Annotated in this window: 37 protein-coding genes and 1 pseudogene; 37 read left to right on the top strand and 1 reads right to left on the bottom strand. The window is 66.2% G+C overall.

The annotated features are described in order from the left end of the window. Positions 1–11: 11 nt before the first annotated feature. The gene (locus OED52_RS13900; protein ID WP_264151453.1) at positions 12–578 is read right to left on the bottom strand and encodes a hypothetical protein; all 567 of its coding nucleotides are present in this window, start codon (positions 576–578) and stop codon (positions 12–14) included. Between the two features lie 168 nt (positions 579–746). Between OED52_RS13900 and OED52_RS13895 the strand changes: the two genes are divergently transcribed. The 37 genes and pseudogenes from OED52_RS13895 to OED52_RS13715 all read left to right on the top strand — a co-directional run bounded on the left by OED52_RS13895 (position 747) and on the right by OED52_RS13715 (position 22,854). Next, positions 747–1,073 (top strand): helix-turn-helix transcriptional regulator, encoded by a 327-nt coding sequence (locus tag OED52_RS13895; RefSeq protein WP_264151452.1) that lies wholly within the window; start codon positions 747–749, stop codon positions 1,071–1,073. Then, positions 1,070–1,441 (top strand): hypothetical protein, encoded by a 372-nt coding sequence (locus tag OED52_RS13890; RefSeq protein ID WP_264151451.1) that lies wholly within the window; start codon positions 1,070–1,072, stop codon positions 1,439–1,441. Before OED52_RS13895 ends, OED52_RS13890 begins: the two co-directional genes overlap by 4 nt. 2 nt (positions 1,442–1,443) lie before the next feature. Beyond that, entirely contained in the window at positions 1,444–1,686 is a 243-nt protein-coding gene (locus OED52_RS13885) for a hypothetical protein (RefSeq protein ID WP_264151450.1), read from the top strand. Positions 1,687–1,884: 198 nt separating this feature from the next. After that, positions 1,885–2,022: a hypothetical protein gene (locus tag OED52_RS13880; RefSeq protein ID WP_264151449.1), complete on the top strand. Its 138-nt coding sequence runs from the start codon at positions 1,885–1,887 to the stop codon at positions 2,020–2,022. After that, positions 2,019–2,558, top strand: a complete 540-nt coding sequence (locus OED52_RS13875; protein ID WP_264151448.1) for a hypothetical protein — start codon at positions 2,019–2,021, stop codon at positions 2,556–2,558. The genes OED52_RS13880 and OED52_RS13875 overlap by 4 nt, the downstream gene beginning before the upstream one ends. Continuing rightward, the gene (locus OED52_RS13870; RefSeq protein ID WP_264151447.1) at positions 2,551–3,204 is read left to right on the top strand and encodes a hypothetical protein; all 654 of its coding nucleotides are present in this window, start codon (positions 2,551–2,553) and stop codon (positions 3,202–3,204) included. Before OED52_RS13875 ends, OED52_RS13870 begins: the two co-directional genes overlap by 8 nt. 116 nt (positions 3,205–3,320) lie before the next feature. Next, complete coding sequence (locus tag OED52_RS13865; RefSeq protein ID WP_264151446.1) at positions 3,321–3,695, top strand: hypothetical protein; 375 nt, start codon at positions 3,321–3,323, stop codon at positions 3,693–3,695. Then, positions 3,692–3,895 carry a hypothetical protein gene (locus tag OED52_RS13860; protein WP_264151445.1) on the top strand — a complete coding sequence of 68 codons (204 nt, stop codon included), beginning with the start codon at positions 3,692–3,694 and terminating at the stop codon, positions 3,893–3,895. The genes OED52_RS13865 and OED52_RS13860 overlap by 4 nt, the downstream gene beginning before the upstream one ends. After that, positions 3,892–4,215: a hypothetical protein gene (locus OED52_RS13855; RefSeq protein WP_264151444.1), complete on the top strand. Its 324-nt coding sequence runs from the start codon at positions 3,892–3,894 to the stop codon at positions 4,213–4,215. The genes OED52_RS13860 and OED52_RS13855 overlap by 4 nt, the downstream gene beginning before the upstream one ends. Beyond that, positions 4,212–4,613, top strand: a complete 402-nt coding sequence (locus OED52_RS13850; RefSeq protein ID WP_264151443.1) for a RusA family crossover junction endodeoxyribonuclease — start codon at positions 4,212–4,214, stop codon at positions 4,611–4,613. The genes OED52_RS13855 and OED52_RS13850 overlap by 4 nt, the downstream gene beginning before the upstream one ends. Continuing rightward, a pseudogene (locus tag OED52_RS13845) lies at positions 4,610–4,849 on the top strand (glutaredoxin family protein); the annotation flags it as partial. The gene OED52_RS13850 and the pseudogene OED52_RS13845, both read left to right, overlap by 4 nt. Before the next feature lie 92 nt (positions 4,850–4,941). Further along, positions 4,942–5,322 (top strand): hypothetical protein, encoded by a 381-nt coding sequence (locus OED52_RS13840; protein ID WP_264151442.1) that lies wholly within the window; start codon positions 4,942–4,944, stop codon positions 5,320–5,322. Further along, on the top strand, positions 5,319–5,441 hold the full coding sequence (locus tag OED52_RS13835; RefSeq protein ID WP_264151441.1) for a hypothetical protein: 123 nt from the start codon (positions 5,319–5,321) through the stop codon (positions 5,439–5,441). The genes OED52_RS13840 and OED52_RS13835 overlap by 4 nt, the downstream gene beginning before the upstream one ends. Further along, positions 5,438–5,644 (top strand): hypothetical protein, encoded by a 207-nt coding sequence (locus OED52_RS13830; RefSeq protein ID WP_264151440.1) that lies wholly within the window; start codon positions 5,438–5,440, stop codon positions 5,642–5,644. The genes OED52_RS13835 and OED52_RS13830 overlap by 4 nt, the downstream gene beginning before the upstream one ends. Next, positions 5,641–5,910: a hypothetical protein gene (locus tag OED52_RS13825; protein ID WP_264151439.1), complete on the top strand. Its 270-nt coding sequence runs from the start codon at positions 5,641–5,643 to the stop codon at positions 5,908–5,910. Before OED52_RS13830 ends, OED52_RS13825 begins: the two co-directional genes overlap by 4 nt. After that, on the top strand, positions 5,907–6,236 hold the full coding sequence (locus tag OED52_RS13820; protein WP_264151438.1) for a hypothetical protein: 330 nt from the start codon (positions 5,907–5,909) through the stop codon (positions 6,234–6,236). The genes OED52_RS13825 and OED52_RS13820 overlap by 4 nt, the downstream gene beginning before the upstream one ends. Beyond that, positions 6,233–6,658 carry a hypothetical protein gene (locus OED52_RS13815; RefSeq protein WP_264151437.1) on the top strand — a complete coding sequence of 142 codons (426 nt, stop codon included), beginning with the start codon at positions 6,233–6,235 and terminating at the stop codon, positions 6,656–6,658. Before OED52_RS13820 ends, OED52_RS13815 begins: the two co-directional genes overlap by 4 nt. Further along, entirely contained in the window at positions 6,652–6,774 is a 123-nt protein-coding gene (locus tag OED52_RS13810) for a hypothetical protein (RefSeq protein WP_264151436.1), read from the top strand. Before OED52_RS13815 ends, OED52_RS13810 begins: the two co-directional genes overlap by 7 nt. A 333-nt stretch (positions 6,775–7,107) precedes the next feature. Then, positions 7,108–8,100, top strand: coding sequence for a hypothetical protein (locus OED52_RS13805; RefSeq protein ID WP_264151435.1), 993 nt, complete (start codon positions 7,108–7,110; stop codon positions 8,098–8,100). 154 nt (positions 8,101–8,254) lie between these two features. Then, positions 8,255–9,028: a phage antirepressor N-terminal domain-containing protein gene (locus OED52_RS13800; protein ID WP_264151434.1), complete on the top strand. Its 774-nt coding sequence runs from the start codon at positions 8,255–8,257 to the stop codon at positions 9,026–9,028. After that, complete coding sequence (locus tag OED52_RS13795; protein ID WP_264151433.1) at positions 9,025–9,804, top strand: GIY-YIG nuclease family protein; 780 nt, start codon at positions 9,025–9,027, stop codon at positions 9,802–9,804. The genes OED52_RS13800 and OED52_RS13795 overlap by 4 nt, the downstream gene beginning before the upstream one ends. Beyond that, complete coding sequence (locus OED52_RS13790) at positions 9,801–10,205, top strand: hypothetical protein (RefSeq protein WP_264151432.1); 405 nt, start codon at positions 9,801–9,803, stop codon at positions 10,203–10,205. Before OED52_RS13795 ends, OED52_RS13790 begins: the two co-directional genes overlap by 4 nt. 348 nt (positions 10,206–10,553) lie before the next feature. Beyond that, on the top strand, positions 10,554–10,934 hold the full coding sequence (locus OED52_RS13785) for a hypothetical protein (protein WP_264151431.1): 381 nt from the start codon (positions 10,554–10,556) through the stop codon (positions 10,932–10,934). Beyond that, complete coding sequence (locus OED52_RS13780; RefSeq protein WP_264151430.1) at positions 10,927–11,448, top strand: hypothetical protein; 522 nt, start codon at positions 10,927–10,929, stop codon at positions 11,446–11,448. Before OED52_RS13785 ends, OED52_RS13780 begins: the two co-directional genes overlap by 8 nt. Before the next feature lie 109 nt (positions 11,449–11,557). Further along, positions 11,558–11,857 (top strand): hypothetical protein, encoded by a 300-nt coding sequence (locus OED52_RS13775; protein ID WP_264151429.1) that lies wholly within the window; start codon positions 11,558–11,560, stop codon positions 11,855–11,857. A gap of 290 nt (positions 11,858–12,147) precedes the next feature. Next, positions 12,148–12,288, top strand: coding sequence for a hypothetical protein (locus tag OED52_RS13770; RefSeq protein WP_264151428.1), 141 nt, complete (start codon positions 12,148–12,150; stop codon positions 12,286–12,288). 237 nt (positions 12,289–12,525) lie between these two features. After that, positions 12,526–13,029: a hypothetical protein gene (locus tag OED52_RS13765; protein ID WP_264151427.1), complete on the top strand. Its 504-nt coding sequence runs from the start codon at positions 12,526–12,528 to the stop codon at positions 13,027–13,029. Continuing rightward, positions 13,022–13,246 carry a hypothetical protein gene (locus OED52_RS13760; protein ID WP_264151426.1) on the top strand — a complete coding sequence of 75 codons (225 nt, stop codon included), beginning with the start codon at positions 13,022–13,024 and terminating at the stop codon, positions 13,244–13,246. The genes OED52_RS13765 and OED52_RS13760 overlap by 8 nt, the downstream gene beginning before the upstream one ends. Continuing rightward, on the top strand, positions 13,239–13,424 hold the full coding sequence (locus tag OED52_RS13755; protein WP_264151425.1) for a hypothetical protein: 186 nt from the start codon (positions 13,239–13,241) through the stop codon (positions 13,422–13,424). Before OED52_RS13760 ends, OED52_RS13755 begins: the two co-directional genes overlap by 8 nt. Next, positions 13,421–13,798, top strand: coding sequence for a hypothetical protein (locus tag OED52_RS13750; protein WP_264151424.1), 378 nt, complete (start codon positions 13,421–13,423; stop codon positions 13,796–13,798). The genes OED52_RS13755 and OED52_RS13750 overlap by 4 nt, the downstream gene beginning before the upstream one ends. 176 nt (positions 13,799–13,974) lie before the next feature. Next, positions 13,975–14,346, top strand: coding sequence for a hypothetical protein (locus OED52_RS13745; protein WP_264151423.1), 372 nt, complete (start codon positions 13,975–13,977; stop codon positions 14,344–14,346). Between the two features lie 2 nt (positions 14,347–14,348). Further along, positions 14,349–14,777: a cell division protein ZapB gene (locus tag OED52_RS13740; RefSeq protein WP_264151422.1), complete on the top strand. Its 429-nt coding sequence runs from the start codon at positions 14,349–14,351 to the stop codon at positions 14,775–14,777. A 176-nt stretch (positions 14,778–14,953) separates the two neighbouring features. Continuing rightward, a complete protein-coding gene (locus OED52_RS13735; protein ID WP_264151421.1) occupies positions 14,954–17,578 on the top strand; it encodes a terminase large subunit domain-containing protein in 2,625 nt (874 codons plus the stop codon). Positions 17,579–17,611: 33 nt separating this feature from the next. After that, entirely contained in the window at positions 17,612–17,938 is a 327-nt protein-coding gene (locus tag OED52_RS13730; RefSeq protein ID WP_264151420.1) for a DUF1360 domain-containing protein, read from the top strand. A gap of 1 nt (position 17,939) precedes the next feature. Next, entirely contained in the window at positions 17,940–18,434 is a 495-nt protein-coding gene (locus OED52_RS13725; protein ID WP_264151419.1) for a 3'-5' exoribonuclease domain-containing protein, read from the top strand. A gap of 180 nt (positions 18,435–18,614) precedes the next feature. Continuing rightward, positions 18,615–20,384 carry a hypothetical protein gene (locus OED52_RS13720; protein ID WP_264151418.1) on the top strand — a complete coding sequence of 590 codons (1,770 nt, stop codon included), beginning with the start codon at positions 18,615–18,617 and terminating at the stop codon, positions 20,382–20,384. Position 20,385: 1 nt separating this feature from the next. Next, positions 20,386–22,854: a phage head morphogenesis protein gene (locus OED52_RS13715; RefSeq protein ID WP_264151417.1), complete on the top strand. Its 2,469-nt coding sequence runs from the start codon at positions 20,386–20,388 to the stop codon at positions 22,852–22,854. Positions 22,855–22,856: the final 2 nt, after the last annotated feature.

Below are 22,856 nucleotides of genomic sequence, written 5' to 3'. Positions count from 1 at the left end.
CCCGGTGATTGTCAGGCGCCGAACTCCGGGCCGTCGGGGTCGGGGAGGTCGAGGGTGCCCTGCTCGGATTCGCGAGCGTCCTGGGTTTGTCCTTCCCGGGCGGCGAGGGTCTTGGGGTCGTGTCCGAAGGGGACGATCTCGGCGTCGCTCCAGTTTCCGAGGACGCTGTCACGTTCACGTTCGAGTTCGTCGATCCGTGTGGATTGGGCGACGAGGACCCGTAGGACCTCGACTACCGCCTTGCGCTCCTTCGGTCCGAGGCGATCCACCCCGGGCGGCAGCTCTTCGGCGAAGGGCTTGCCTGGTGGTTTGCGGCCGGCTGCCTCGAAGGCGGTCTCGTCGCGGACGCCGGCCAGCCAGGCGATAGCGCGGATGGAGTCGTCGGAGGGTTGGAAGCGATAGGAGCCGTTGCGGATGCCGTTGATGGTGGTGTGGGTGATCTCGAAGCCCTTGGACTGGGCAAGTTCGGCGAGTTTGCGGCCGGACATCTTGCGTTTGGATGCGGCGTAGTCGAGGAGGGCCTGCAGGGTGACACGGCCGGGCGGGAAGAGTGCGGTGGTCTCGTGTGGCTCTGGCATGTCTCGACTGTCCTTCCACTGGGTCTACTTGTTCCAGTAATCCACCTAGGCGATTACAAGTAGTCGAACCATATCCGCAGCGTACGACACAGATTCCACTTGTCGCATTGACAAGTGGTGAAGTGTGGTGTCTACTCGGCTTGTCAGTGATACAAGTAAGGGGGCAAGATGGGAACCACGGCGAAGAGGGCACAGGCCCGGCGGCTTTACGGGAAGGGGATATGGATGCGGGTGAAGAATCCTGAGACGCTCAAGACCCTGCGTGTGATGAAGGGGCTTACCCAGGGTGATCTGGCCCTTATGGTGCGCTGCACGCAACAGACGATCAGTCTTCTCGAGACCGGCAAGATGACCACCCTGTCGGCCGCGCTCGCCGGGGCGCTGGCCAAGAAGCTCGGCACCCCCTGGGAGAGCCTCTTCACCCTCCATGAATCCATCGCCATGCCGGTTGTGGAAAGTGGTGCCTACAAGACAAATCAGAAGGTGTCCGCGTGACCCGCTCGGACATGGAGGACGCAAAGAAAACGGCCGCCCCGATGGCGCGGGACGGCCGAGCATCGATCACCTGGAAGGAATCAAAGATGCAACAGCAGCTTACCAGCGATGAACTGCTCGTCGTAATCGAAGAACTCGCCGAGTTCTACGGCACCCCCGACAGGGCCCCGGTGCTCACCCCCTCCCTGGAGGGTGGCTGGCTGGCCCACATGGTCGTGACGCTCGACTTCCACGGGGCGAACGTCTACCCCGGCCCGGAGCGTGCGGTGATGTTCGCCCGTGGCGAGACGTTGCAGGAGTCCATCCTGGCGCTGCATGACACGTTCGTTGCCGCTGCGCCGTGCTTCGAGCTGGTGAAGGGGGCCTGATCATGTCGATCCTGAACCGGAAGCTGACCGCCGAAGAGAAGGCTGCGGTCGCGAACGAGCCGACCCCTGTTGCGGACGAGACGTTCACCCAGGTGTTCGCGGTGGACCGCGGCGACCTGATCGTCGACCCCGATGACACCGAACCGCCGGTGCCGAAGCGGGTGTGGCCCGCGGCGGTGCTGTGGGTGGTCACCCTGGGCGCCACGGTCGGATCGGTCTTCTACTTCGCTGGGGGTGGGCTGTGAGCACGATCTACGTCACCCCGCATCTGAAGGGCCGTGGCCGCCACGGCGAGTGCACCTGTGCCGGTGCGGCGCCTGGGTTCCCTCAGCACGAGGCGGACTGCGGTTGGGTCGAGCCGGAGGCTCAGGGACCGGGTCGGTGCTGCGGCTGGATCGGCGGCACCTGTGAGGGCTGCCCGGGGAAGGCGGAGAGGGACGGCTATGCGGTGGCGTGACGACTGCACCTGCGCCCGCACCCGATTCGGGCACGAACCCGACTGCGCGATCTACCGCGACATCGACGACGACTACCACGCCGAGCTGCTGCTCGACGCAGACCGAGAGGAGGCCCCGCTGTGAGCATCGAGAACACCACGAGCGGGACCGATATCAACACCGCTGTACGAACCCTGGCCCTGGTGGCCGCCGCCAAGAAGCAACTCGCCGAGGTGGAGGCCCGGGCGAAGTCGACTCTGGCCGCGCAGTTGCGGCGAGGCACCGTATACGCCCACAACGCTGCCGGCGTTGAGCTCGGCTATGCGACGGTTCCGAAGGCGTCGAAGCCGAAGCCTCACATCGTCATCACCGACGAGGCGCAGGCGTTCGCGTGGCTGACCGAGTTGTTCGGCGACGGCATGGTCGAGACAGTGGTGCAGCTGACCGAGCAGGGCCGCAAGAGCTTCGAGGCGTACGTGCTCGAGCGGTATGAGGCGGAGGGCTGCCCGGACTACTTCGATCTTCCGGGGGTGGCGGTGAGCACTCCTCCGGTGCGGGATCCGGCGCCGCGGTTCACGCCGTCGCGCAACATTGTCGACCTGGTGCAGGAGATGACCGCCTCGGGCGAGTTGTCCTGGACCGAGGTGCTCGCCCTCGAAGGTGGTGAGGGTGATGACTGACGATCGGTTGAAGGCTCTCGTTCGGTTGCGGGAGCCGTTCCCGGACCACCAGATCGGGAAACTCCCGAAGCCGCGTTCCAAGGACGCCAAGAAGGCCTGGTGCGAAGAATGCGCCAGCTACCACGGGATGCCCGCGGTGCACCTCGACTACGTCGGGCACGCCGCCCTCACCGACCGGTTCCTCGAGGTCGACCCCGAGTGGACCTGGGAACCCCTCGCACTCGACGAGAAGGGCCTGCCGCAGTTCGATGCGAACGGCGGCCTGTGGATCCGCCTCACGATCTGCGGAGTGACCCGCATCGGCTACGGCGACGCCGAGGGCAAGCGCGGCGGCAACGCCATCAAGGAGGCCATCGGCGACGCCCTGCGGAACGCGGGGATGCGGTTCGGTGCTGCCCTGGATCTGTGGCACAAGGGCGACCTGCACGACGCCGAGGAGGAGCGCGGTCGTGCTCCCGAGCCCGAGCCGGAGCCGGAGCCGCCGACGGTGGACGTCGAGGAGCTGCTCAAACAGGTCAACTCCGCGCAGTCGGAGGACGAGCTGCGGGCGCTGTGGACGCAGAACGCCGAGAAGCTCGGCTACCGCTACGGCGAGGTCTCGAACGCGATACGCGTCCGCCTCGCCGACCTGGCCCAATCCGGCTGAGAAGACCTGCCGGGGTGGCGTGCCGAACGGAGTCCTGATCCGGCGCACCAGATGTGCGCACCACGCCACCCCGGCAATCCAACCCACCGACTCTTTTCTGAAAGGACACCTGATCCGTGACGAATCCCGACTTCGTGGATGCAGCGAAATCCCGGGTGAACAACCTCATCGAGGAGTTGCTCGCCGACCTTGCCGCCGAGCGGGACGAGCTGCGCGCCAAGTGCGCAGAGCTCGAGGAGGAGCTGCGCGAGCGCGCACCGTTCCGGCGTAGCCCGCACAAGGACAAGATGACCCTGTCGGAGGTCTCCGTCGCCATCGGAGTGAGTACGCGGACCATCAAGAAGCGCCGCGAGGATTCCTCCTCGCACCCGTTCTACCGGAAGGCGTTCAAGTCCGGCCGGGCCCGGAACTCTCCGCTGTTCTGGTGGACCGCGGATGTCGACGAGTACCTGCGCGAGCTGGCCGGCCGCGGGATCGGCGGTGCGGCATGAGTGCATGTGACGCCTGGGCGCATGAAGGCGACCTCAACATCTGCGTCGACCACCCGATTATTGAGCCGGTCACGGCTATCCGTGTCTCGCGCGAGGGTGCCGAATACATCGCACTGGTGATGCGCGCGGAGTTCGAGCGCACTGCGGATGCGGGCGCATTCTCCATCGCCGAGACAATCGAAAAGGAGCTGCAGGCATGATGACTCATTCCGCGCTGGCGAAGCTGATCGCCGAGACCCTGATGCCGTCCTCGCCCGAGTTCGTGTTGACCCCGGCGAACGAGGTTGCGGCGGCGATCCTCGAACGCCACGAGGTGGTGGAGTTGCCGGCGCCGTCGTTCACGAACGAGCATGGCACCACCTGGAAGGCCGAGTGTGGGGACCTGCAGCTCGCCACCGTTGCCGATGGGGACGTGTGGGTGGCGGGTGAGGTGCTGTCCGACGACGAGCTCGCCGAGACCGCGGCGGCGCTGCTGGCGGCGGCCCGGATGCAGTCCACCCCGAGTGGGGTAGTCCTGTGAGCGTCGAGAAGGTGTGCGGTGTCGACGTGTGGACGATCCAACTCCCGTACTCGAAGCCGCCCTTGAATTTGAACGACCGGATGCACTACCGCGTCCGGGCTCGGGTCACGCGCGAGGTCCGCTCGACCACTGCATGGCTCGCCAAGGAGGCGAAGGTCCCGACCGGTTGCGAGCGGGCCACGGTGTGTCTGCACTATCGGCCGCGCGACAACCGACGCCGGGACGAAGACAACCTCATCGCCACCGGGAAGGCGTGTTTCGACGGTCTCGTCGATCACGGCCTGGTCCCGGATGACACCCCACGGTTCATGACGAAGCTCATGCCGTTGATTCACCCCGCAGAGAAGGGCCTGCCCGGCTCCCTCTGGCTCACCATCACGATCGGAGACACTCAGTGACTCAGTCCAATCCCGTCCCTGTCACGCTCTTCGCGAAGACCGAGAACTGCCAGCAGTGCATCGCTACCAAGCGGCACCTCGACCGTCAGGGCACCCCGTACGCGCTGCGTTACGTCGATCAGGACCCGGCTGCTCGAGACGAGGTGGCGGTGCTGGGTTACACCCAGGCGCCGGTCGTGGTGGCAGGCGACATGCACTGGAGCGGCTACCGGCCGGACAAGCTCAACGCACTGAAGCACCTGCACACGGTCGCCGCGGACGTCGCCGAGCTCGACGGTGCAGCTGAGGAGTTCCTCGCCGAGAACGGCCTCCCCGAGGGGATTCTGCGATGACCGTCACCCCCATCACCTTGCGCGACCAGGACGACCGGGAGTTCCGGCGTATGCAGCGCGAAGAGGCCCGGCGTGCCCGCAACACCCCGCCGGCGTTCCAGATCGTCGACGAGAGCGATATACCCGGCAGTGGGCAGTTGGTCGGCCGCCGTATCCCGGAGCAGCGTGAGCAACTCATCGCGTTCGCGAAGGCGAACCGCGGACAGTGGGTGGAGTACCGATCCACGGAGGAGGACCCGTTCAAGTCCGCCACCCAGTTCGCGGGCGGGGTGAGGCAGGGGCGGATCGGGTTCGCGCCGAAAGGATCGTTCGAGGCTGTGAGCCGAGGCGGGCGCCTGTTCATCCGCTATGTCGGTGTCGACGGTGGTGCGTCGTGAGGACCGCGGTGTATCTGGCCGGGGTCTCCACCATGTGCCTCGCCGGATGGCTCACCATCACCGCCTGGGCCTGCGACCACGCCGGACAAGCACTCATCCACATCGGAGACACCAAGTGAGCATGGAATCAATCCGCCGGTACTACGGCGTACCTGCGAAGCGCGGCACCCGGATCGCCTACCGCGGCGAGGGGCGTCGGTGGATTGGGACCATCGTCGCCGCGCGCGGTCATTACCTGAGAGTGCGCCTCGACAACTGCTTTGGCCAGATCATGACGCTGCATCCGACCTGGGAAGTTGAGTACCTCGGAGGTGCGGAATGACCGCCGCGGCCGTCGGGTGGGGCGACCCGGGTGCTGATCCGCCAGAGGAGTGGCAGCGCACCCGCGAGCGTCTCGAGGACGCCGAGACTGCCCTGTCGGGGATGGTGGCCGAGGTCGACGAGCTGCGCCGCGTCCTGCGCCGGGTCCGGGAGTACGCGCAGCACCTGCACCTCCTGGCTGATGTGGAGGGCGGGGACTCTCGGGCGTCGGTGGCGTACCGGTCCGCGGCGGTGGGCCTCGAGCGCACGATCGGAGACCGGTCATGACGGCCGAGCAGCGGCGCCTCCCCGTCGCCTGGGATGGACACCCGGTCACGTGGGGCGAGTTCACGCCGGACCCGTTCATGTGCCGGACCGAAGCGGATGGCACCTCGGAGCCGCTTCCCCCGGCCATGTGCTGGCACTGCGGTGTCCGTGCCGATCGCGTCACCGCCGAGGGGAGAGTCGACATCCCGCACTGGCCCTACCGGCTGGTCCTGCGACGCTGCACCCGCTGCGGGCATGACCACGTGTGGAATCCGCAGACAGGGCAGGAATGGGACCTCGACGAGGGCGATTACGGGCCGGACGGATCGTGGGAGCGTGCGTCATGACCCCGGATCAGCTGCGGCTCCTCGGCGAGCTCGAGGACTGGATGGTCTTCGGCCTCATCGACGTCCCGGAGCACTGGATCAGCCACCTCCGGGAACGGAGAGGTGGTGCGACCGCGAAGGATCCGGAGTGGCGTGCCGCCGGCCTGGGCCTGCGGACGTACCCGTGGGGCATCGCGATGACCGGTGCGGGGGACTACTTCGGTTCCCGGAAGGCGTCGGACCCGGCCCACGCGGTGACGCTGACCTGGCAGCAGATCACCCGGTGGGGCGAGTCGATCCCCGGGGAGCTTCGGGCCCAGGCCCGGCGCGAGCGTTTCGAGGGCGGCCGGGAAGCGCAGAAGGCGATCGTGGACCGGTTCCTCGGCCGCACGACGGTTGATCGGCCTGTGGTCGTCGAGGTGGAGGAGTTGACGCTGTGGTGAACGTCTGCGCCTGCGGTCACGAGAAGGCCGCGCACTGGCTGATCGTCACCGATGGTGAGCCGCCGTGGTGCACGGAATGCCAGTGCACCGCCTACGTCCCGGAGTCGGAGTCGTGACCGTGTGCTGCCCGGTGTGCCGGCGTGAGGTGTTCGCCTCCGAGCACACCGGGCGGGTTCGGCCCCACGAGGACACGGCGCACCATGCGTGCCCGATGTCGGGGAAGCCGGTGCCCCTCACAGATGACCTGACCGGATCGACATGTGGAATCCCTGCCACTTGTCACTAGGATGGGCGGGGCCTGTGGAGTGCTGGTCACACGCCACAGGCCCACTCACCCCACTCACTGAACTCACCAGAGAGGGGGATAGCCGAATGCTATCCAAGATCACCCACACCTTTGCTTCGGGGAGGGCCGTCTGATGGCCGCCACTGGCAAGGATCACTCACGCATGAACCTCGCGATCTGGGGTGACGACGACTGGCTCGACTGCACCCCACCCGCCCAGCACCTCTACCACACCCTGTGGCACTCGCCGGGGCTGTCGTACTGCGGTGCGGGGGAGTGGCATCCGGGGAAGATCTCGACGAAAGCGAAGGACTGGACACCCGAGGCGGTGGAGGCCGCGGCCGTCGAACTGTCCCGGGATCTGTTTCTGATCATCGACGAGGTGACGGGGGAGTTCCTGATCCGGTCGTGGGTCAAGCACGACGGGCTGTGGAAGATCCCGAACATGGCCGTGTCGATGGCGAACGCACGCGCCGAGCTGGCGTCCCGGACGCTGCGGGGGGTGGTGGTGCACGAGGTGCTCAAGATCCGCGCCGCGAACCCGGGACTGTCGTCGTGGCAGCGGGAGGCGGTGGTGTCGATGCTGTCTCAGAAGCCGGTTGATCCGGCGACGTTGGAGCCGTTCAACCCCCGATCCAACCCCTCCGCCAACCCTTCGGCTAACCCTTGGGCTAAGGGTTGGCCCAACCCTTCGGTTAACCCCTCGCCGAACCCCCCGGTTAACGAAAACCCAAGGGTAGGGGTCAACCCCACCGCCAACCCCGGCCCTACTCCTGCTCCTTCTCCTGCTCCATTTCTCCAAGGGGGTTACGTAAGTACGGAAGGGAACGTCGCGCGCGCGAACGACGACCCCACCCCACCCCCCTCCCACTGCCCCCAACACCCCGACGGCAGCGAGGCCCCGTGCGGCCCCTGCGGGGACGCACGCCGGCGCCGGAAAGCCTGGGACGCCGAACAGGAACGGTTGGCGATCGAGGCCCGCAAAGAGGCACGCCGTATCGCCGCCCAGGAGCGCCGCAGAGCCATCGACGAATGCGACCTGTGCGATGAGGACGGCTACGTCGGAAAGAACGTCTGCGGGCACGTCAGGCCGCCGGAGTCGCGGCCGAGTCTGCGATCGCTGTACCAGCAGGCGAGGACCGAGAAGGGCGCATAGAGACACGCCGACAAGCGGTGTGCAACCCGCGTGTCATTCGGCTAGTCTGACCAGGACAACAACGAAAAAGGCCCCGCCGGAGCAGCAACTCCGCGGGGCGTGGACACCCGAGGAGGAGCCTCGAATGTCACTCACGAACACTACCGGACAGGTAGTGCAGATCGCAGTCCCCGGCACGAACGCCACCATCACCGCCGCCGAGATCAACGGCCGACCGATGGTCGCACTCAAGCCGATGTGCGAAGCGATCGGCATCGATGACCGCAGTCAGCGGCGCAAACTCCAGGCCAAGGCGTGGGCAACCGGGGTCATCATGACCTCGGTTGCGGAGGACGGGAAGTCCCGCGACATGTACATGATCGACCGTCGGACCATGACCATGTGGCTCGCCACCATCGACGAGAGCCGAGTCAACGAAGACGTCCGCCCCACGGTCATCGCCTTCCAGAACGAAGCCGCAGACGCCCTCGACTCGTACTTCCACGATGGTGGAGCCATCAACCCCTCCGCCACCGAGGACCAGCTCGAACGACTCGCCCGCCAGGCACAGGCGCAGGCCAACGTCCTCCAGGCGTTGAAGGGCATCGTCGATCCGAAGCACCTCGAAGCGAAGGGCCGGGTCGTTCTCGCCCGGGCACTCGGAGAGAAGCCTGAACTCGACCCCACCAGCATCCCCCTGTACGTCTCCGACTACCTGTCGTCCAAGGGACTCGACGCCGACCTGGTCACTGCGAAAGCCCCCGGCTTCGGCAAGCGACTCAAGGGCCTGTACGTGGCCGAGCACGGCGAAGCCCCCGGCAAGGCATACCAGGAGCTGCCGAACGGCACCGTGCGCGAGGTCTACGCATACACCCAGGCTGACCGGCACCTGTTCGACCAGGTGTGGAACCGACACTACGAGGGCGTCGTGAAGGCGGTCCGCCGATGACCACCACGCATTACACCTCGAACGGCGTGAAACTCTGGGAACTCCCAGAAGTGCGGCGAGCAAACGGGAGCGGATTCGACGGCTACCTGTACATCATCGAGTTTTCGACAGGCACCATGAAGGTCGGCCGGACCAACAACCCCCGCGGACGTATACGGACGCACTGGGAACACGCCAGAAAGTTCGGCGCCGACATCACCCGCCTGTGGCTCTCCGTGCCACACACCGGCTACCGGGACAACGAGACCTCCCTGCTTCGAGAACTGGGAACCCCCAGCGCCGGCACAGAGTACTTCACCTCGAAGAACTTCGACGACGTAGTCGCCCTCGCTGAATCCTCGCTGCACTTCCACGTCCTCACTGAGAAGGAACGACAGGAACTCGAGGAGGAGAGCAAGCGTCGGGGCGAAGCAAGGATCGAAGCGCTCCGCCGATGGGGTGGAATACCGGACGACGCAGTGCGAATCGTCCTCGACCCGGACATCAACGAATGGGTCGCGAACATGGTGTTCGGCCGATATCGGAAGCTTCCCGAGTTCGCCCCGGACCGTGACCTGTTCGAGTCCGGCGAGGTGTTGGAGGCGCTGTCCACTGCGACAGGACTCGACATAGCGGAGCTTGCCGAATGGTCGTTCATGGACGTCATCGAGTTCATGGGACAGCAGCAGCTCCGCATCGGAGTCGCGAACCTGACAGTCCTCGCCTACGAGAGTGGCCGCGATGACCTGGTGAAGCCAGGGTTCTATCGAGGCGTGATCGCGGGGGCGGACTCGTGACCGCCACCGAACCGGGTGTCGTCTACACCACCGCCGACCTCTACAACCTCCCCGCCGGCACCCACATCCGCGAACTCGGCGCCCTCGGACGCACCTTCACCACCGACAACACCCCCGGACGACTCTGGCTCGGCAACACATCCTGCAAAGCCTCCGCCGTCGAACTCCCCGTCGAAATCCTCACCGAGACACCCGAGCCCACCCAGGCCCCGGCACCTCGCACCAAGCTCGACTACTGCGAGCAGGCCCTCCACGACACCCTCACGCGTGAACAGCAGGCGTTCGAAGCGTTGAAGCGGGTGCGGGAGGTCGCCGACTACGCCCTCAGTCTCGACGACCCCGGCGACAAGGCGTGGGGGCGGGCCATTCACAAGGCCATTGGAGGTGAACTGTGGCCGTAGACCCCACCATGCACTTCGCCGTCATCTACTTCAGTGGAGACCCGGCAGGCGAACACCCGGACCCCGACCTCCACGGACACGCACCCCGCATGGAAATCATCGCGGCCGGCGACGAAGAGTTCTGCTGGAAGGCCCTCACCGGCTGGACCGCCTCCCACCCACTCCGCATGTGGGAGACCGCCGAAGTACTCGCACGAACCACGACGGCTGTATGCACCCTGGGCGGTGAGGCATGACTCGTTTCCACGCCACCGCGGCCCTCACGATCGGCTACCTCGTGGCGGCCCTCCTCACCGGCTGCCACACACCGCAGCCCTACCAGCCACCCATCACCACCTGGGAGACCCGATGACCACCGAGATTGCACCCCTGAGAGTGGGCGCCCGCGTCAAATTGAAGCCCGGAGTCTCGTTCGGCCCAATCATGGAACTGACCGTCGACCGCGTCTTCAAAAACGGATGGCTCGAAGCATCATCCGACAACCGCAGCACCCGCGTGAAAGTCCGCCACCAGGACGTCATCGTCAAACCGATCTGCTCCTGCTGGTGCTCCACCTGCGAGGACGAATACATCGACGCAATGGAGCAATACGACCCGCGGATCATGCCCACGTGGGACTTCATCGTCTGTCCCGACTGCGGAAACAAACGCTGCCCGAAAGCCACCCACCACGATCACACGTGCACCGGATCGAACGCTCCCGGTCAGAAGGGATCCCGATATGCCTGACCCTGACATCCCGGTCGAAGTCCGCATCGCCGCCATGCGCGCAAACGCCGACTTCCTCGAAACCATGCACCTTCACCACGCCGCCAAAGTCCTGCGTGACGAAGCCGACCTGATCGAACGCGAGCACACCGAGCGCGCCGCATTCATCGACGAACTCGCCAAGGTCTACGCCGATGGCATGCAGTACTTTGCCATCGAGGACGACTGGCTCGGATGGGAAGAACTCAGCGAGATCAACCGCGAGGCAATCCGCGCCGGCATCCGAGCCGTCCTCGACAGACTCGACGAACTCGACGGCGACGGCAACGACACCAAGACCCTGCGTCAGTGGTCCCGCCTCCGCGACGTCCCCGACGACGTCCTCGCCGTCTTCACCCCCCCACGGGAAAGCCCACCGGAGCGGAAGTGCCCCTCACGGCTGGCGATGGTCCTACGGATCGGTAGTCACCTTGTCCGGACTGACCTCTCACCGCTACTACATCGAGTCCCCCGAGGTCCCCGAGGGTGTCGATGACTAGCCTGAACAGCGGCCCCGTCCGCGAGAACATGCCACCCGTGCCCGCCGCCCTGCTCGTCTGGGCTGTCCTCATCGCCGCGGCAGCACTCGCACTGGTGGTGATCGCATGAGCATCCGCGACGAACTCCGGAATGTCCTCGTCGGCCACTCGATGCGCTCCTGGTCTTCCACACGTCCGAAGGGCGAGCAGGTCGAATGCTGGTGCGGATGGATCGGTGAAGACATCCTCGGCCACCAGCTCGACCAGATCCTCGCCCGCTTCGGCATCGTCGAACTCCCCGAACCCGGCGCGATCGATGCACAACCCACGGTCCACGGAAACATCAGCGAACACAGCCCGGCAGATCTGGACTACCTAGCCGGATACCTCGCCGCAGTCAGCAACGCGAAGGCAGTGGAACGATGACCAACCTGACTCACATCTGCGAAGCCTGCCGAAAGCCGGTCCAAGGCCAGACCGGCTACGTGCACATCGATAAGTCCGCAGTGTTTCAACGCAGAGAACGAACTCGAGTGGTCATGAACCGAGCCGTATCTCGGATAGCTGCAGAACGGGGGGTCCCACAAGACACCGTAAACGAAAGAGCTGTAGTGCTAAAGGCATCTGCACTAGATGCGATAGGCGGCCCCATTCGATGGCGCACCCACCATGCGGACTGTGATCCAGAGACCGACAACAACCCTTACCGCATCCCCGTGAGCAAACTCCATACCCACGCTCAACTCCTGAACTGGACCGCGCACCTCATGGGAAAAACCTGGCTGGCCGACACCAACTGGTGCGAGTTCATCAACACCCACTCGACGCAGCAGCCACAAGATCCGGAGGCGGACTGATGGCACGAGTCGAAATCCGCGTCGTGAGCGACTCCGGCGAACTCACCGTCGAGAAAGTCTCAGTCAAGCGGTGGGGCCGCGACGACACACCTGACATTGCTGAGTTGCTGCACGAAGCCGCAGCCGTAGTACTGCGTGGCCTCCAGCTAGAACCCATGCCATCGGATCCACCACAAACCACAGACAACCCACCACCCCACAACCCCAGGAGGCACACCAATGGGCAGTAGATCACCAATGGCCCCCGACAACATCGACGCCACGATGCGGGCTTGGAAGGCACTCGAGCTGCGCCGGCAGGGGTATCAGTGGCAGGAGATCGCCGAGGAGGTTGGGTATGCGGATCGGGCCTCGGCGTACAACGCTGCCCGCCGGTTGTTGGATCGGACGGAGTTCGAGGCGGTGGAGGAGTACCGGGCGTTGGAGGCGGATCGGCTGGATCAGTTGCATCGGGTGCAGCTCGGGCACCTGCTGTCGCTGCCGAAGACGGGGGATCCGTCGGTGGTGTCGGCTGCGTCGTCGGCGGTGTCGTCGCTGGTGCGGATCTCGGATCGTCGTTCGAAGCTCCTCGGCTTGGATGCGCCGGTGCGGGTGTCGGTGGGTGCGAGCGATGTGGACTTCGCGGCCGAGGCCTCACGTTTGATGCGGGACCTCGCTGCCGCCGGCGCCCTGGAGGCAGCCCCTGCCGACGGCGAGGAGGACGCCAGCAGCGACGAGGACGAGGAGGACCACCGTGGCTGACACCACCAGCACCCTCGAATTCCTCTCCCCGGTCGTCGACCCCGAAACCGGGCAGGCCTACGAATCCGGCGGCCACCGACTCACCGTCCAGTACGCGTGCGACTGCGGAAACGATCTCAGAGCTGTCGTCGTCCTCCCCGAGGACTGGGACTCCACAACCCAGCCCGAACTCGTCGAACAGCTCGAGGAAACACTGAGGAGTGAGTGCTGTGCCTGAGCGCCGGCCGAAGGCCTACAAGTCCTGCCCCGTCGACGGATGCGACTGGCGACTCATCACCGAATGGTTCGACGGCAGCCCCGACAACACCACCACCGTCCCGATGATCGAGCAGCAACGCATCGCCGGGGAACACATGCGAGTCCACTTCACCCCGGAGAGGACCTACTTCACATGACCCCCGTCTCCACCCGCTGCCCCACCTGCGGAAGCGACTTCCTCGGCCCCGACGACGTCACCGACCCACCCGACGACGGGGACGTCGCCGTGTGCCTCACCTGCTCCGACCTCATCATCTGGAGCAAGCACCACGGCTGGGAAACCCCCGACCCCGAGCTCCGCGCCGAACTCCTCCGCACCCCGCAGGTCATCGAATCACTGATGGCACTCCGCGAATACCACGAGCAGCAAGAGGCGGACCGGCAGCAGCTCCACTCCCTGATCACCCACGGCTACCTGTCGGGCGCATCCATCCCCGACATCGTCGAAGCGATCCTCGACGACGGATTCCACCGCCACCCCACCCACAACGGCGAGGACAAGGCGAAGTGACCCTGATGACGTACCACCAGCCCACCCTCTTCGACATCCTCACATTCGACACCCCCACACCAGCCCCAGAGCCGGTGTCACGTCGACCCTGCACCAGCCGCCCCCGCCGCGCCCCCGGCCGCCCCCACCCCCACACCGACACCCCAGCACCGGCCCCGTCCACCACCCACCCCTGGGTGCCGGACGATCACCTCATCACCGCCGCCCAAGCCGGCCAACTCCACATCCGCAACCTCACCACCGAAGACCGCTGCTGGGTCGTCGCTGGTCTCACCGCCCGCGGAACCACCGCCGACGACATCGCCCGAATGCTCCGCTGCTCGATCCGCCTGGTGAAACAGATCCGCGCCCATCCGATGACCGCGGTGATGCGGTACGCCCAGAACATCGCCGTGGAAGTGGAGACGATCGAGTCGCGGGCGAAGGCAGGGGAGAAGGCCCGGGACTTCGAACTGGAGCAGGCCCGGCGGGAGGCGGCCCGCTACAAGAAGCAGCGGGATGACCTGATCGACCAGCTCGCCGCACAGCGTCAGACCGAGAGGGGGTAGCTGTGAGCGGACACGTCGAGCACCTCGAGGTCGGGATCGCCGCGGCTGTCCGGCAGATCGACGAGCTCCGCGCCGAAAACCAGCGTCTGCGTGCCCTGCTCGCCAGCTACGAAGCCGGCCAACCCCCGGCGCCACTTCGAACTCAGGAAGAGCGAATGAGCAAAGCTCCATGGGGCCTCAACTCCGACGGCCTCCCAAAGACCGCCCGCGAAGCCGCGCACGAACGGATTGAAGCCGTGATCCGGAAGTACATCACCATTGGATTGGCGACCGCTAGTGCGGGCGGACTCGACGACAAGACGATCCACACCATCCTGAATCTGCACCTCGCAGAACCGTGGCTGCCGGCATCGGAAGCACTGGAAGCACTCGAGTTCGCCGGGCTGTTGCGTTACGACCTCGGAGGCGCTGGCGTGGAGGGGACACCGTAGTGACCGCGATCGACCCCGACCTCGCCTACTGCACCTGCAACCACCACCACCGCAACCACCAGCCCCACTGCACAAGACCGGACAGCTACGGCCAGCCGTGCGAATGCCCCAGCTACCAGCAAGACCCCCACCTCCTCCGCGACCCCGACGACACCACCATCTGACAGGCACCACCAATGGACTACACGGCCGAGGCACTCCGCGAACACACCCGCACCTGGACCCCCGAACGCAAAGCCGCCATGCTCGCCTGGCTCCAAGCCCAACACGCCCGCCGCGTCATCCAAACCCACTACACCCACCCCGCCCAACTCGCCGCCGCCTGCGACCCCAACTACGTCATCACCCCCGCCACCGAAACCATCTCGAAAGCGGTCGAACACGCCATCCGCGAACCCCGCCAAAACCTCCTCGTCACGATGCCTCCTCAAGAAGGCAAGCTGGTATCGCACGACACACCGGTCCCTACCCCGGACGGCTGGACGACTCACGGCGAAATCCGCCCCGGCGATACCGTCTTCCACCCCTCAGGCGTCCCCATCAAAGTCCTCGAAGTACACCAGCCGGCAGCAGCTGATCGCCGCGTACACTTCTCCGACCACAGCTACATCGATGTCCACCATCGCCACGAATGGACCGTCTGGGATCGAGCCTGCGGGGGCTACCGAATTGTCGAAACCGCACGGCTCGAATCCGTCAAACTGAGCAGCGGCCCCCCTGGAACCCGCGGCCACCGCTACCGATTCCAACTCCCCTGGCAGGAACCACTCAGGTGCGAACCAGCCGACCTCCCACTCGACCCGTACACACTCGGAGTGTGGCTCGGCGACGGCACCACCACGAAGCCCGCCATCACCCACCACCCCGACGACCACTACGAACTCCCGTATGCGGTCACCAAGAGCTTCATTCACGCCACCACCGGGATCGTTACCGACTACTACGGAGAAGAGCTACGCCGCGACCTGATCGCCGCTGGGGTGTTCAAGAACAAGCACATCCCCCAGAAGTACTTGCGCGGATCCATCGAGCAGCGTCGAGCTCTCCTCGCCGGCCTCATCGACACCGACGGACACGTCAGCAAGAACGGGCAGGTCTCATTCGACAACAGCAACGAGACATTGGTCCGCGGCGCAGCCGAACTCGCCAGGTCCCTCGGATACCGAGCCCACGTTCACAAGCCGACCGAACCCAAGCTGTCCACATCGGGGATCCAAGGTAAGAAGCGCATGTGGCGGCTCACCTTCTCCCCACACGACGTTGCACCAGCGCGACTCCCTCGCAAGGCAGCCGCATTCCGCCCTGCCATTCGCCGCCGTATCGCCATCACCAAGATCGAGGCGATCGACCCGACCCCCGGCCACTGCATCACCGTCGACTCAGAGGACGGCCTCTACCTCGTGGGCGACCACATGACTCCGACGCACAATTCCTCCCTCTGCGCCGTGTGGGCCCCGCTCCGCGCACTCCAGATCAACCCCGACACCCGCATCATCGTCACCGCCTACGGCGACGCCCTCGCCGAAGACCACTCCCGCACCGCCCGAGGCTGGATCGAAACCGCCGGCACCGGAGCAGTAGACGCCATCACGGGCCAACCCGTCGAAGACAAAATCGGGTTGCAACTCGACCGCACCAGCACCGCCGTCTCCAACTGGAAAATCACCTCCGGCAAGGGCGGCTACAAAGCCGTCGGTCTCGGCTCCTCCATCACCGGCCGCGCCGCCGACCTGCTGATCGTCGACGACCCCTACAAGAACATGCAGGAAGCCGACTCGGCAGCGCACCGCCGGAAAGTCTCCGAGTGGTTCAAAGCCGTCGCCCTCACACGTCTCTCACCCGATGCGTCGGTGATCGTCATCCAAACCCGCTGGCACGAAAACGACCTGGCAGGGGAAATCATCGCCACCGAAGCGGAACTCCCACCCGAGGAACGCACCTGGCGGCACATCAACATCCCCGCCATCAGCGAAGCGGGGATCCCCGACGAACTCGGCCGACCCCCAGGCGTCGCGATGATCTCCGCCCGCGGACGCACACAGGACCAGTTCGAAGCCCGCCGCCGCCAAGTCGGCGAACGCGTCTGGTACGCCCTCTACCAAGGCGTCCCCACCCCCAACGAAGGCGGACTCTTCTCGAGGTCGTGGTTCGATGACCACCGCCTCGAACACCAGCCCGACCGGTCCACCATGCGGGTCGTCGCCGTCGACCCCGCCGAAACCGGAGAAGGCGACGAAGCCGGAGTCATCGCAGCCGCGTTGCAGCCCGACGGTTCGATCGCCCTCACCCACGACCGATCCGGGCACATGACCTCCGACCAATGGGGCCACGCCGCCGTCGCCCTCGCAATGGAAACCCACGCCACCGAGATCGCCGTCGAAACCTACACGGCCGGCACCACGTACGTGAACGTCATCCGACGCGCCATCACCGCCTACCGCCGCAAACTCGAGGAGACCTTCGACGGCCGCGACCGCGACACCGCCGCCGCGATCCGCCGCACCCACGACCTCAAAGTCCACCCGTGGCGAGGCAAGGGCGACGCCATCGCCCGCTCCGCTCTCCTCCGCCAAGCCATCGAAACCGGCACCTGCCGCGTCGTGTGGCCCGAGCTCGTCGAGTTCGTCGACCAGGCCGTGTCGTGGCAGCAGGGCCAGCACCAGCCGGACCGGGTTGCGGCGGCGATCATCGCCCACGACCGCCTCCAGCTCCGCTCCTCCAAGACCGCGTCCTTCGGTAACCCCGTCCGCCCCACTGTGACCCGGCAGGCCCCGGCTTGGATGACGAGGAAACTCGGATAGCGGCTGCACCCACCGCACCTACCGTGACGCGATATGGATGGCCTCACACTCCTCGTCCTCACCCTCTACGTCCTCGCCGTCATGCGCGTCACCCGCCTGATCAACGCGGACACGATCCTCGACACCCCCCGAATCTGGCTGCTCCGCAAGTTCGGTCCCGAGTCGACACTCGCGTACTTCATGTCGTGCCCGTGGTGCGTGTCGATCTGGGTTGCCGGCGCCACGGCCCCGTTCGTGTTGCACCAGCTCGGTCTTGCCTTGTGGATCTGGCCGATCCTCGGTCTGGCCGCCTCCCACCTGACCGGGTTGGCCGCGCAGCTCGACGCCGATGACCTCGAGATCGAAATCGAGGACGCCTGACGTGCGCTACTTCTACGACACCGAGTTCCTGGAGAACGGCCACACCATCGACCTGATCTCCATCGGCATCGTCGCCGAGGACGGAAGCGAGTACTACGCCGTCAACAAGACCGCACTCTGGGACCGGATCGCCCAGGACCCGTGGCTCATGGACAACGTGGTCCCGCACCTACCACCGCGCACCGACCCGGATTGGAAGACCCACGTCGAGATCGCAAACGACGTCAGCTCGTTCCTGATGCCCGACGAGGACGGCATCGAACTGTGGGCCGACTACGCCGCATACGACCATGTCGCCCTCGCCCAACTGTTCGGGCGGATGATCAACCTGCCGCCCCAGATACCGATGTTCACCCACGAGTTCCAGCAGGCCTGGAACGCGATGGGACGGCCGGCACTGCCGGAACAGACCGATGGGCTGCATTACGCACTCGCCGACGCCCGCCACTTGAAGGCGTGCTTCGAGCATCTGGGTGGCCCGCCTGCGTCCATCTGAGCCTGCACCCCGGGCCTCTACTTTCTGGGCGTGGCCCGCAGAGTCAATATCCGACGCCGCCCCCGACACCGCCTCGGGGCACTGACCGCTGCCGGTCAGAAAACCCCAACCCACCACCCCGGGGCACTCACCGCAGCCGGACAGAAAATCAACGACCCATCGAAAACCTTCAAATCCTCGATGGGCTCCGGCGACGACTGGCAGACAAAGGCCTGGACCTTCTACAACAAGGTCGGCGAACTCCGCTACTACGTCGGATGGCGCGCCGCCTCCGTCTCCCGCTGCCAGCTCGTCGGCAGCGACATCGACCCCGCCACCGGCCGCCCCACCGGCACCACCCAAGACCCCCGAGTCCAACAGATCGTCCGCGACATCGCCGGCGGCGCCCCCGGACAATCCCAACTCCTCAAACGACTCACCTACATGCTCACCGTCCCCGGCGAAGGCTTCGTCGCCATGATCGTCCGCTCCGGGGACATCGACACCTACTCCGACGGCTCACCCATCTCCGACACCGACAAGGCCGCCGGGGGTATCGAGGAGTGGATCGCGCTCTCCCGCGACGAAGTCAAAGCCTCCGGCAGCGACGGCATCGAATTCACCCTGCAGGACGGCTCCACCCACACCTACGACGAGACCACCGACCTGCTGTTCCGGGTGTGGAATCCTCACCCGCAGAAGGCGTCGGAAGCGGACTCCCCGGTGCGGGCCGCGGAGGACCCGCTGGTGGAGATCGTGCGGGCCACCGTCTCCATCGACAACGCCTCCAAGTCCAGGCTCGTCGGTAACGGCATCGTGTTCATCCCGCAGGAAATGAGCCTGCCCGAACAGAACGCCCCCACCGCCACACCCCTACCGTCCGAAACCCCCGCCGGCTACGACCCGGACATCGTCGCCCCTCCGGCCGCACAGCAACTCCAGGACCTGCTCTACCAAGTGGGCACCACCGCCTACAGTGACCAGGACTCGATGGCCGCGCACATGCCGATCATCGCCGCGGTGCCCGGGGAGTGGACCGACAAGGTCAAGCACCTCAAATTCGACTCCCCGGTCGCCGAGTCCTCGCTGAAGACACGCGAGTCCGCCATCCGCCGCCTCGCCATGAGCCTCGACGTCGCCCCCGAGCGGCTCCTCGGTCTCGGCTCCAACAGCAACCACTGGAGTGCGTGGGCCATCGCCGAAGACGACGTCAAGGTCCACGTCGTCCCCGTACTGGAGACGATCGTCGACGCCCTCACCCGATTCGTGCTGCGGCCCGCCCTGGAACGCGCCGGCATCGACCCGGACAAGCACGTCATCTGGTACGACACCACCCCACTCACCCAGGACCCCGACAAGAAGGCCGAAGCGAAGGACGCCCACGACCGCGGCGCCATCACCTCCAAGGCACTGCGGGAGTATTCGGGGTTCGTGGACGAGGACGGCTACGACCTCACCACCGCTGAAGGTTGGCAGGAGCTCGCCCGCGACCGCGCCGCCAAGGACGTCTCCCTCATCCCCATGCTCGCCCCCCTGTTGGGGGCCGGGGTGTCGGAAATCCAGGCCACCCAGCAGCAACTTCCCGCCGGCAACACCACCACCACGACCGATGCGGGGGAGGGAGACGAGTTGCCGCACACCGAACCGGCCACCCAGCCCACCGCCACCGACGAACCCGACCAGGTCAACGCATCCGCCACCATCGCCCTCGTGGAGACGTTCGTCGCCCGCGCCGTCGAACTCGCCAACAAGCGCAGACGGAACCGCGCGAACGCACACCTGTTCCGCGACACCCCCATCCACCTCGCCCACCGCAACCTCCCACGCCTCCCCAAGGCCGAGGTGCCGAAACTGATCGAAGGCTGGGACACCTCTATCCCTTGGCCCACCGTCGAACGACTCGGCCTCACCCGCGACACCATCACCGCCTGGGTGGAGGCAGACGCCACCGACATCCTCACCGGAGCCTGACGTGTACCCGGACAACCTCGCCCGAGCCCTCTCCACCCAACTCGCCACCGAGAAAGCCATCAAAGCCCTCACCCTCGCCGGGTTCGAATACTGGCTACCGCACGTCCAGACCGCCGTCCTCCCCACATTGACGGCGGACGCGAACCCGCTGCCTCCGGACCCGAACGGGATCCCGCACACCGTGGGCTGGTGGGAGATCGCCCTCGACGAAGCCATCCTCTACGGCCTCGCTCTGCTCTACACGAACGAGATGCTCGAGGTGCTCGCCGCCGGCGCCGGAGCCGCCGCCGCGGTCGACGTCGTAGAGGAGATCACCGACCTCCCCCGCGAAACCCCCACCGAACCGGTCAACAATTCACCGTTGGCGCGGAAGGCCCGCAAGATCGTCGCCGCCGCACTCGGGAAACCCACCGACGACATCACCCGACTCGACCGGCTCCTCGCCTCCCTCCCCACCGTGCGGGACCTGCAATCCGACTACCTCGGCCAGGTCCGCAACCGCATGGTGAACACCCCAGAAACCGTGTTCCGGGACATCGCAAAGGATCTCGACAAAGGCCTCGCCGCAGGGGAAGGCATCCCCGAGCAGAGGGCCCGGGTGCAGAAGTTCCTGTCCCCAGCCACCGGGGACTGGGCCGGCCGCGCCCAAACCGTCGCCCGCACCGAATCGGCGGGAGCGATGAGCCACGCCACCATCGAAGCGGCCCGGCTCCGCAACGAACTGCTCGACGAACAACTCGAGCAGACCTGGATATGCACCCTCGACTCCAAGACCCGCCGATCCCACTGGGCAGCCGACGGGCAACGCGTCCCGTTGGGCGGGAAGTTCCGGGTCGGCCACGCAGAACTCCGATTCCCCGGCGACCCCCGCGGCCCCGTCGAAGAGGTCGCCAACTGCCGCTGCCGAGTCGCCGTGCTCGCCGCCGACGAACCCCTCCCCACCGAACACGACCGGCACACCGAACGCGGCCCCGGAGACTCCACCGGCGTCAACCGCACAGGCAGCCAGAAAGACGAGATCGACCGCCGGGCAGCGGAAGGGAACATCCGGGCCCGTGAAGACCCCGACGGCCTCGGACGGGTCGCATCCATCGAGACAGGAGACGTGACAATGGCAGACGAGATCATCGACGACGCCACCGAGGCCGACGACACGGTCGAGGACCAAACCGACGAAACCACCGACGAGACTGTCGAGTCGGGGGAGTTGTTCCGCACTTTCACCGACTCGGTCATCGCCGTGCTCGGCACCCCCACCGACGACCGCCGCATCCTCGCCGCCGACATCGACCTCCGCTTCCGCGAGTTCCCCCTCCCGGTCATGTGGACCAAGCAGTCCTCCGAGGGGCACCTCGCCGCCTACACCGTCGGCGTCCTCGAGACCGCCCGAGTCGAAGACGACAAGGTCTACGCCACCGGCTACCTGCTGAACACCCCGGAGGCCGACGAGGCCGCCGAGCAGATCGCCCACGGCGTCACCGGCCCCTCCGTCGACCTCGGCGACGCCGAATGGATCTACACCAACGAGGCCGGGGAGGAGGTCACCGACGACATGTGGGAGGAGTCCATCGAATCCGGCACCCCCATGAAGATCTTCGAGACGGTCACCTCCGCGAAGCTGATGGGCTTCACCCTCGTCTCCACCCCAGCGTTCGGGGAGACGTTCATCAAGCTCGACCCCGAACGCGCCGCGAAGAGCATCGACCTGGTCGCTTCCCTGACGGCCGCGGCGCCGGCGGAGATTGTCTACGACATCGAACTGTTCTCGAACCCGCAGCTCGACGGCCCCACCCCGGTCACCTACGACGAAACCACCGGCCGGATCTACGGGCACCTCGCGTGCTTCGGCCAGTGCCACGTCGGCATCCAGGACCAGTGCGTCGTCGCCCCTCACTCCAAGACGAACTACGCCCACTTCCACACCTCCCCACCTGTCAAGACCACCGAGGGCCGACTCCCCGTCGGACGACTCACCGTCGGCACCGGCCATGCTGGGGCCCGCATGGGAGCCCGCGCCGCCGCCGAGCACTACGACAACACCGGCACCTGCTTCGCCCTCGTCCGGGTCGGCGAGGACGAGCACGGCATCTGGTTCTCCGGCGTCCCCCACCCCAACGCCACCGAAGACCAGATCCGCGCCGGCATCTCCGCACCCCTCTCGGGGGACTGGCGCACCATCGGCGGCAACCTCGAGCTCGTCGCCGCCCTGTCGGTGAACACCCCCGGATTCCCAGTCCTCGTCGCCGGCGCCTCCGACGAAGACGACCGGCCCCGCACCCTCGTCGCGTCCCTCGGCCCCCGCGACCTTGAACGCCGCAAGGCCACCCCCGCGGACCCGACCGCGATCGCCCGGGCCGTCGTCCAGGAGCTGCGTGCGCAGGAGCGCCGAAACGCCCAGGCCCGCCAGATCATCACCGAGCAGCGCCGTCGCGAGGCACTGGCGATCATCGACACGATCGGAGCGAAGTAGAC

It is taken from the genome of Rhodococcus sp. Z13, from assembly GCF_025837095.1.
GTDB lineage: Bacteria > Actinomycetota > Actinomycetes > Mycobacteriales > Mycobacteriaceae > Rhodococcus > Rhodococcus sacchari.
Note: the sequence above shows the minus strand (reverse complement) of the source record. Positions and strands in the feature narration are given on the sequence as shown.

What these genes read in the sequence shown, in the direction of transcription:
- OED52_RS13900 (WP_264151453.1), bottom strand. Translation starts at nt 578, where the DNA reads ATGCCAGAGCCACACGAGACCACCGCACTCTTCCCGCCCGGCCGTGTC.
- OED52_RS13895 (WP_264151452.1), top strand. Translation starts at nt 747, where the DNA reads ATGGGAACCACGGCGAAGAGGGCACAGGCCCGGCGGCTTTACGGGAAG.
- OED52_RS13885 (WP_264151450.1), top strand. Translation starts at nt 1,444, where the DNA reads ATGTCGATCCTGAACCGGAAGCTGACCGCCGAAGAGAAGGCTGCGGTC.
- OED52_RS13880 (WP_264151449.1), top strand. Translation starts at nt 1,885, where the DNA reads ATGCGGTGGCGTGACGACTGCACCTGCGCCCGCACCCGATTCGGGCAC.
- OED52_RS13870 (WP_264151447.1), top strand. Translation starts at nt 2,551, where the DNA reads ATGACTGACGATCGGTTGAAGGCTCTCGTTCGGTTGCGGGAGCCGTTC.
- OED52_RS13860 (WP_264151445.1), top strand. Translation starts at nt 3,692, where the DNA reads ATGAGTGCATGTGACGCCTGGGCGCATGAAGGCGACCTCAACATCTGC.
- OED52_RS13855 (WP_264151444.1), top strand. Translation starts at nt 3,892, where the DNA reads ATGATGACTCATTCCGCGCTGGCGAAGCTGATCGCCGAGACCCTGATG.
- OED52_RS13840 (WP_264151442.1), top strand. Translation starts at nt 4,942, where the DNA reads ATGACCGTCACCCCCATCACCTTGCGCGACCAGGACGACCGGGAGTTC.
- OED52_RS13825 (WP_264151439.1), top strand. Translation starts at nt 5,641, where the DNA reads ATGACCGCCGCGGCCGTCGGGTGGGGCGACCCGGGTGCTGATCCGCCA.
- OED52_RS13820 (WP_264151438.1), top strand. Translation starts at nt 5,907, where the DNA reads ATGACGGCCGAGCAGCGGCGCCTCCCCGTCGCCTGGGATGGACACCCG.
- OED52_RS13815 (WP_264151437.1), top strand. Translation starts at nt 6,233, where the DNA reads ATGACCCCGGATCAGCTGCGGCTCCTCGGCGAGCTCGAGGACTGGATG.
- OED52_RS13805 (WP_264151435.1), top strand. Translation starts at nt 7,108, where the DNA reads ATGAACCTCGCGATCTGGGGTGACGACGACTGGCTCGACTGCACCCCA.
- OED52_RS13795 (WP_264151433.1), top strand. Translation starts at nt 9,025, where the DNA reads ATGACCACCACGCATTACACCTCGAACGGCGTGAAACTCTGGGAACTC.
- OED52_RS13785 (WP_264151431.1), top strand. Translation starts at nt 10,554, where the DNA reads ATGACCACCGAGATTGCACCCCTGAGAGTGGGCGCCCGCGTCAAATTG.
- OED52_RS13780 (WP_264151430.1), top strand. Translation starts at nt 10,927, where the DNA reads ATGCCTGACCCTGACATCCCGGTCGAAGTCCGCATCGCCGCCATGCGC.
- OED52_RS13775 (WP_264151429.1), top strand. Translation starts at nt 11,558, where the DNA reads ATGAGCATCCGCGACGAACTCCGGAATGTCCTCGTCGGCCACTCGATG.
- OED52_RS13765 (WP_264151427.1), top strand. Translation starts at nt 12,526, where the DNA reads ATGGCCCCCGACAACATCGACGCCACGATGCGGGCTTGGAAGGCACTC.
- OED52_RS13750 (WP_264151424.1), top strand. Translation starts at nt 13,421, where the DNA reads ATGACCCCCGTCTCCACCCGCTGCCCCACCTGCGGAAGCGACTTCCTC.
- OED52_RS13735 (WP_264151421.1), top strand. Translation starts at nt 14,954, where the DNA reads ATGGACTACACGGCCGAGGCACTCCGCGAACACACCCGCACCTGGACC.
- OED52_RS13730 (WP_264151420.1), top strand. Translation starts at nt 17,612, where the DNA reads ATGGATGGCCTCACACTCCTCGTCCTCACCCTCTACGTCCTCGCCGTC.
- OED52_RS13720 (WP_264151418.1), top strand. Translation starts at nt 18,615, where the DNA reads ATGGGCTCCGGCGACGACTGGCAGACAAAGGCCTGGACCTTCTACAAC.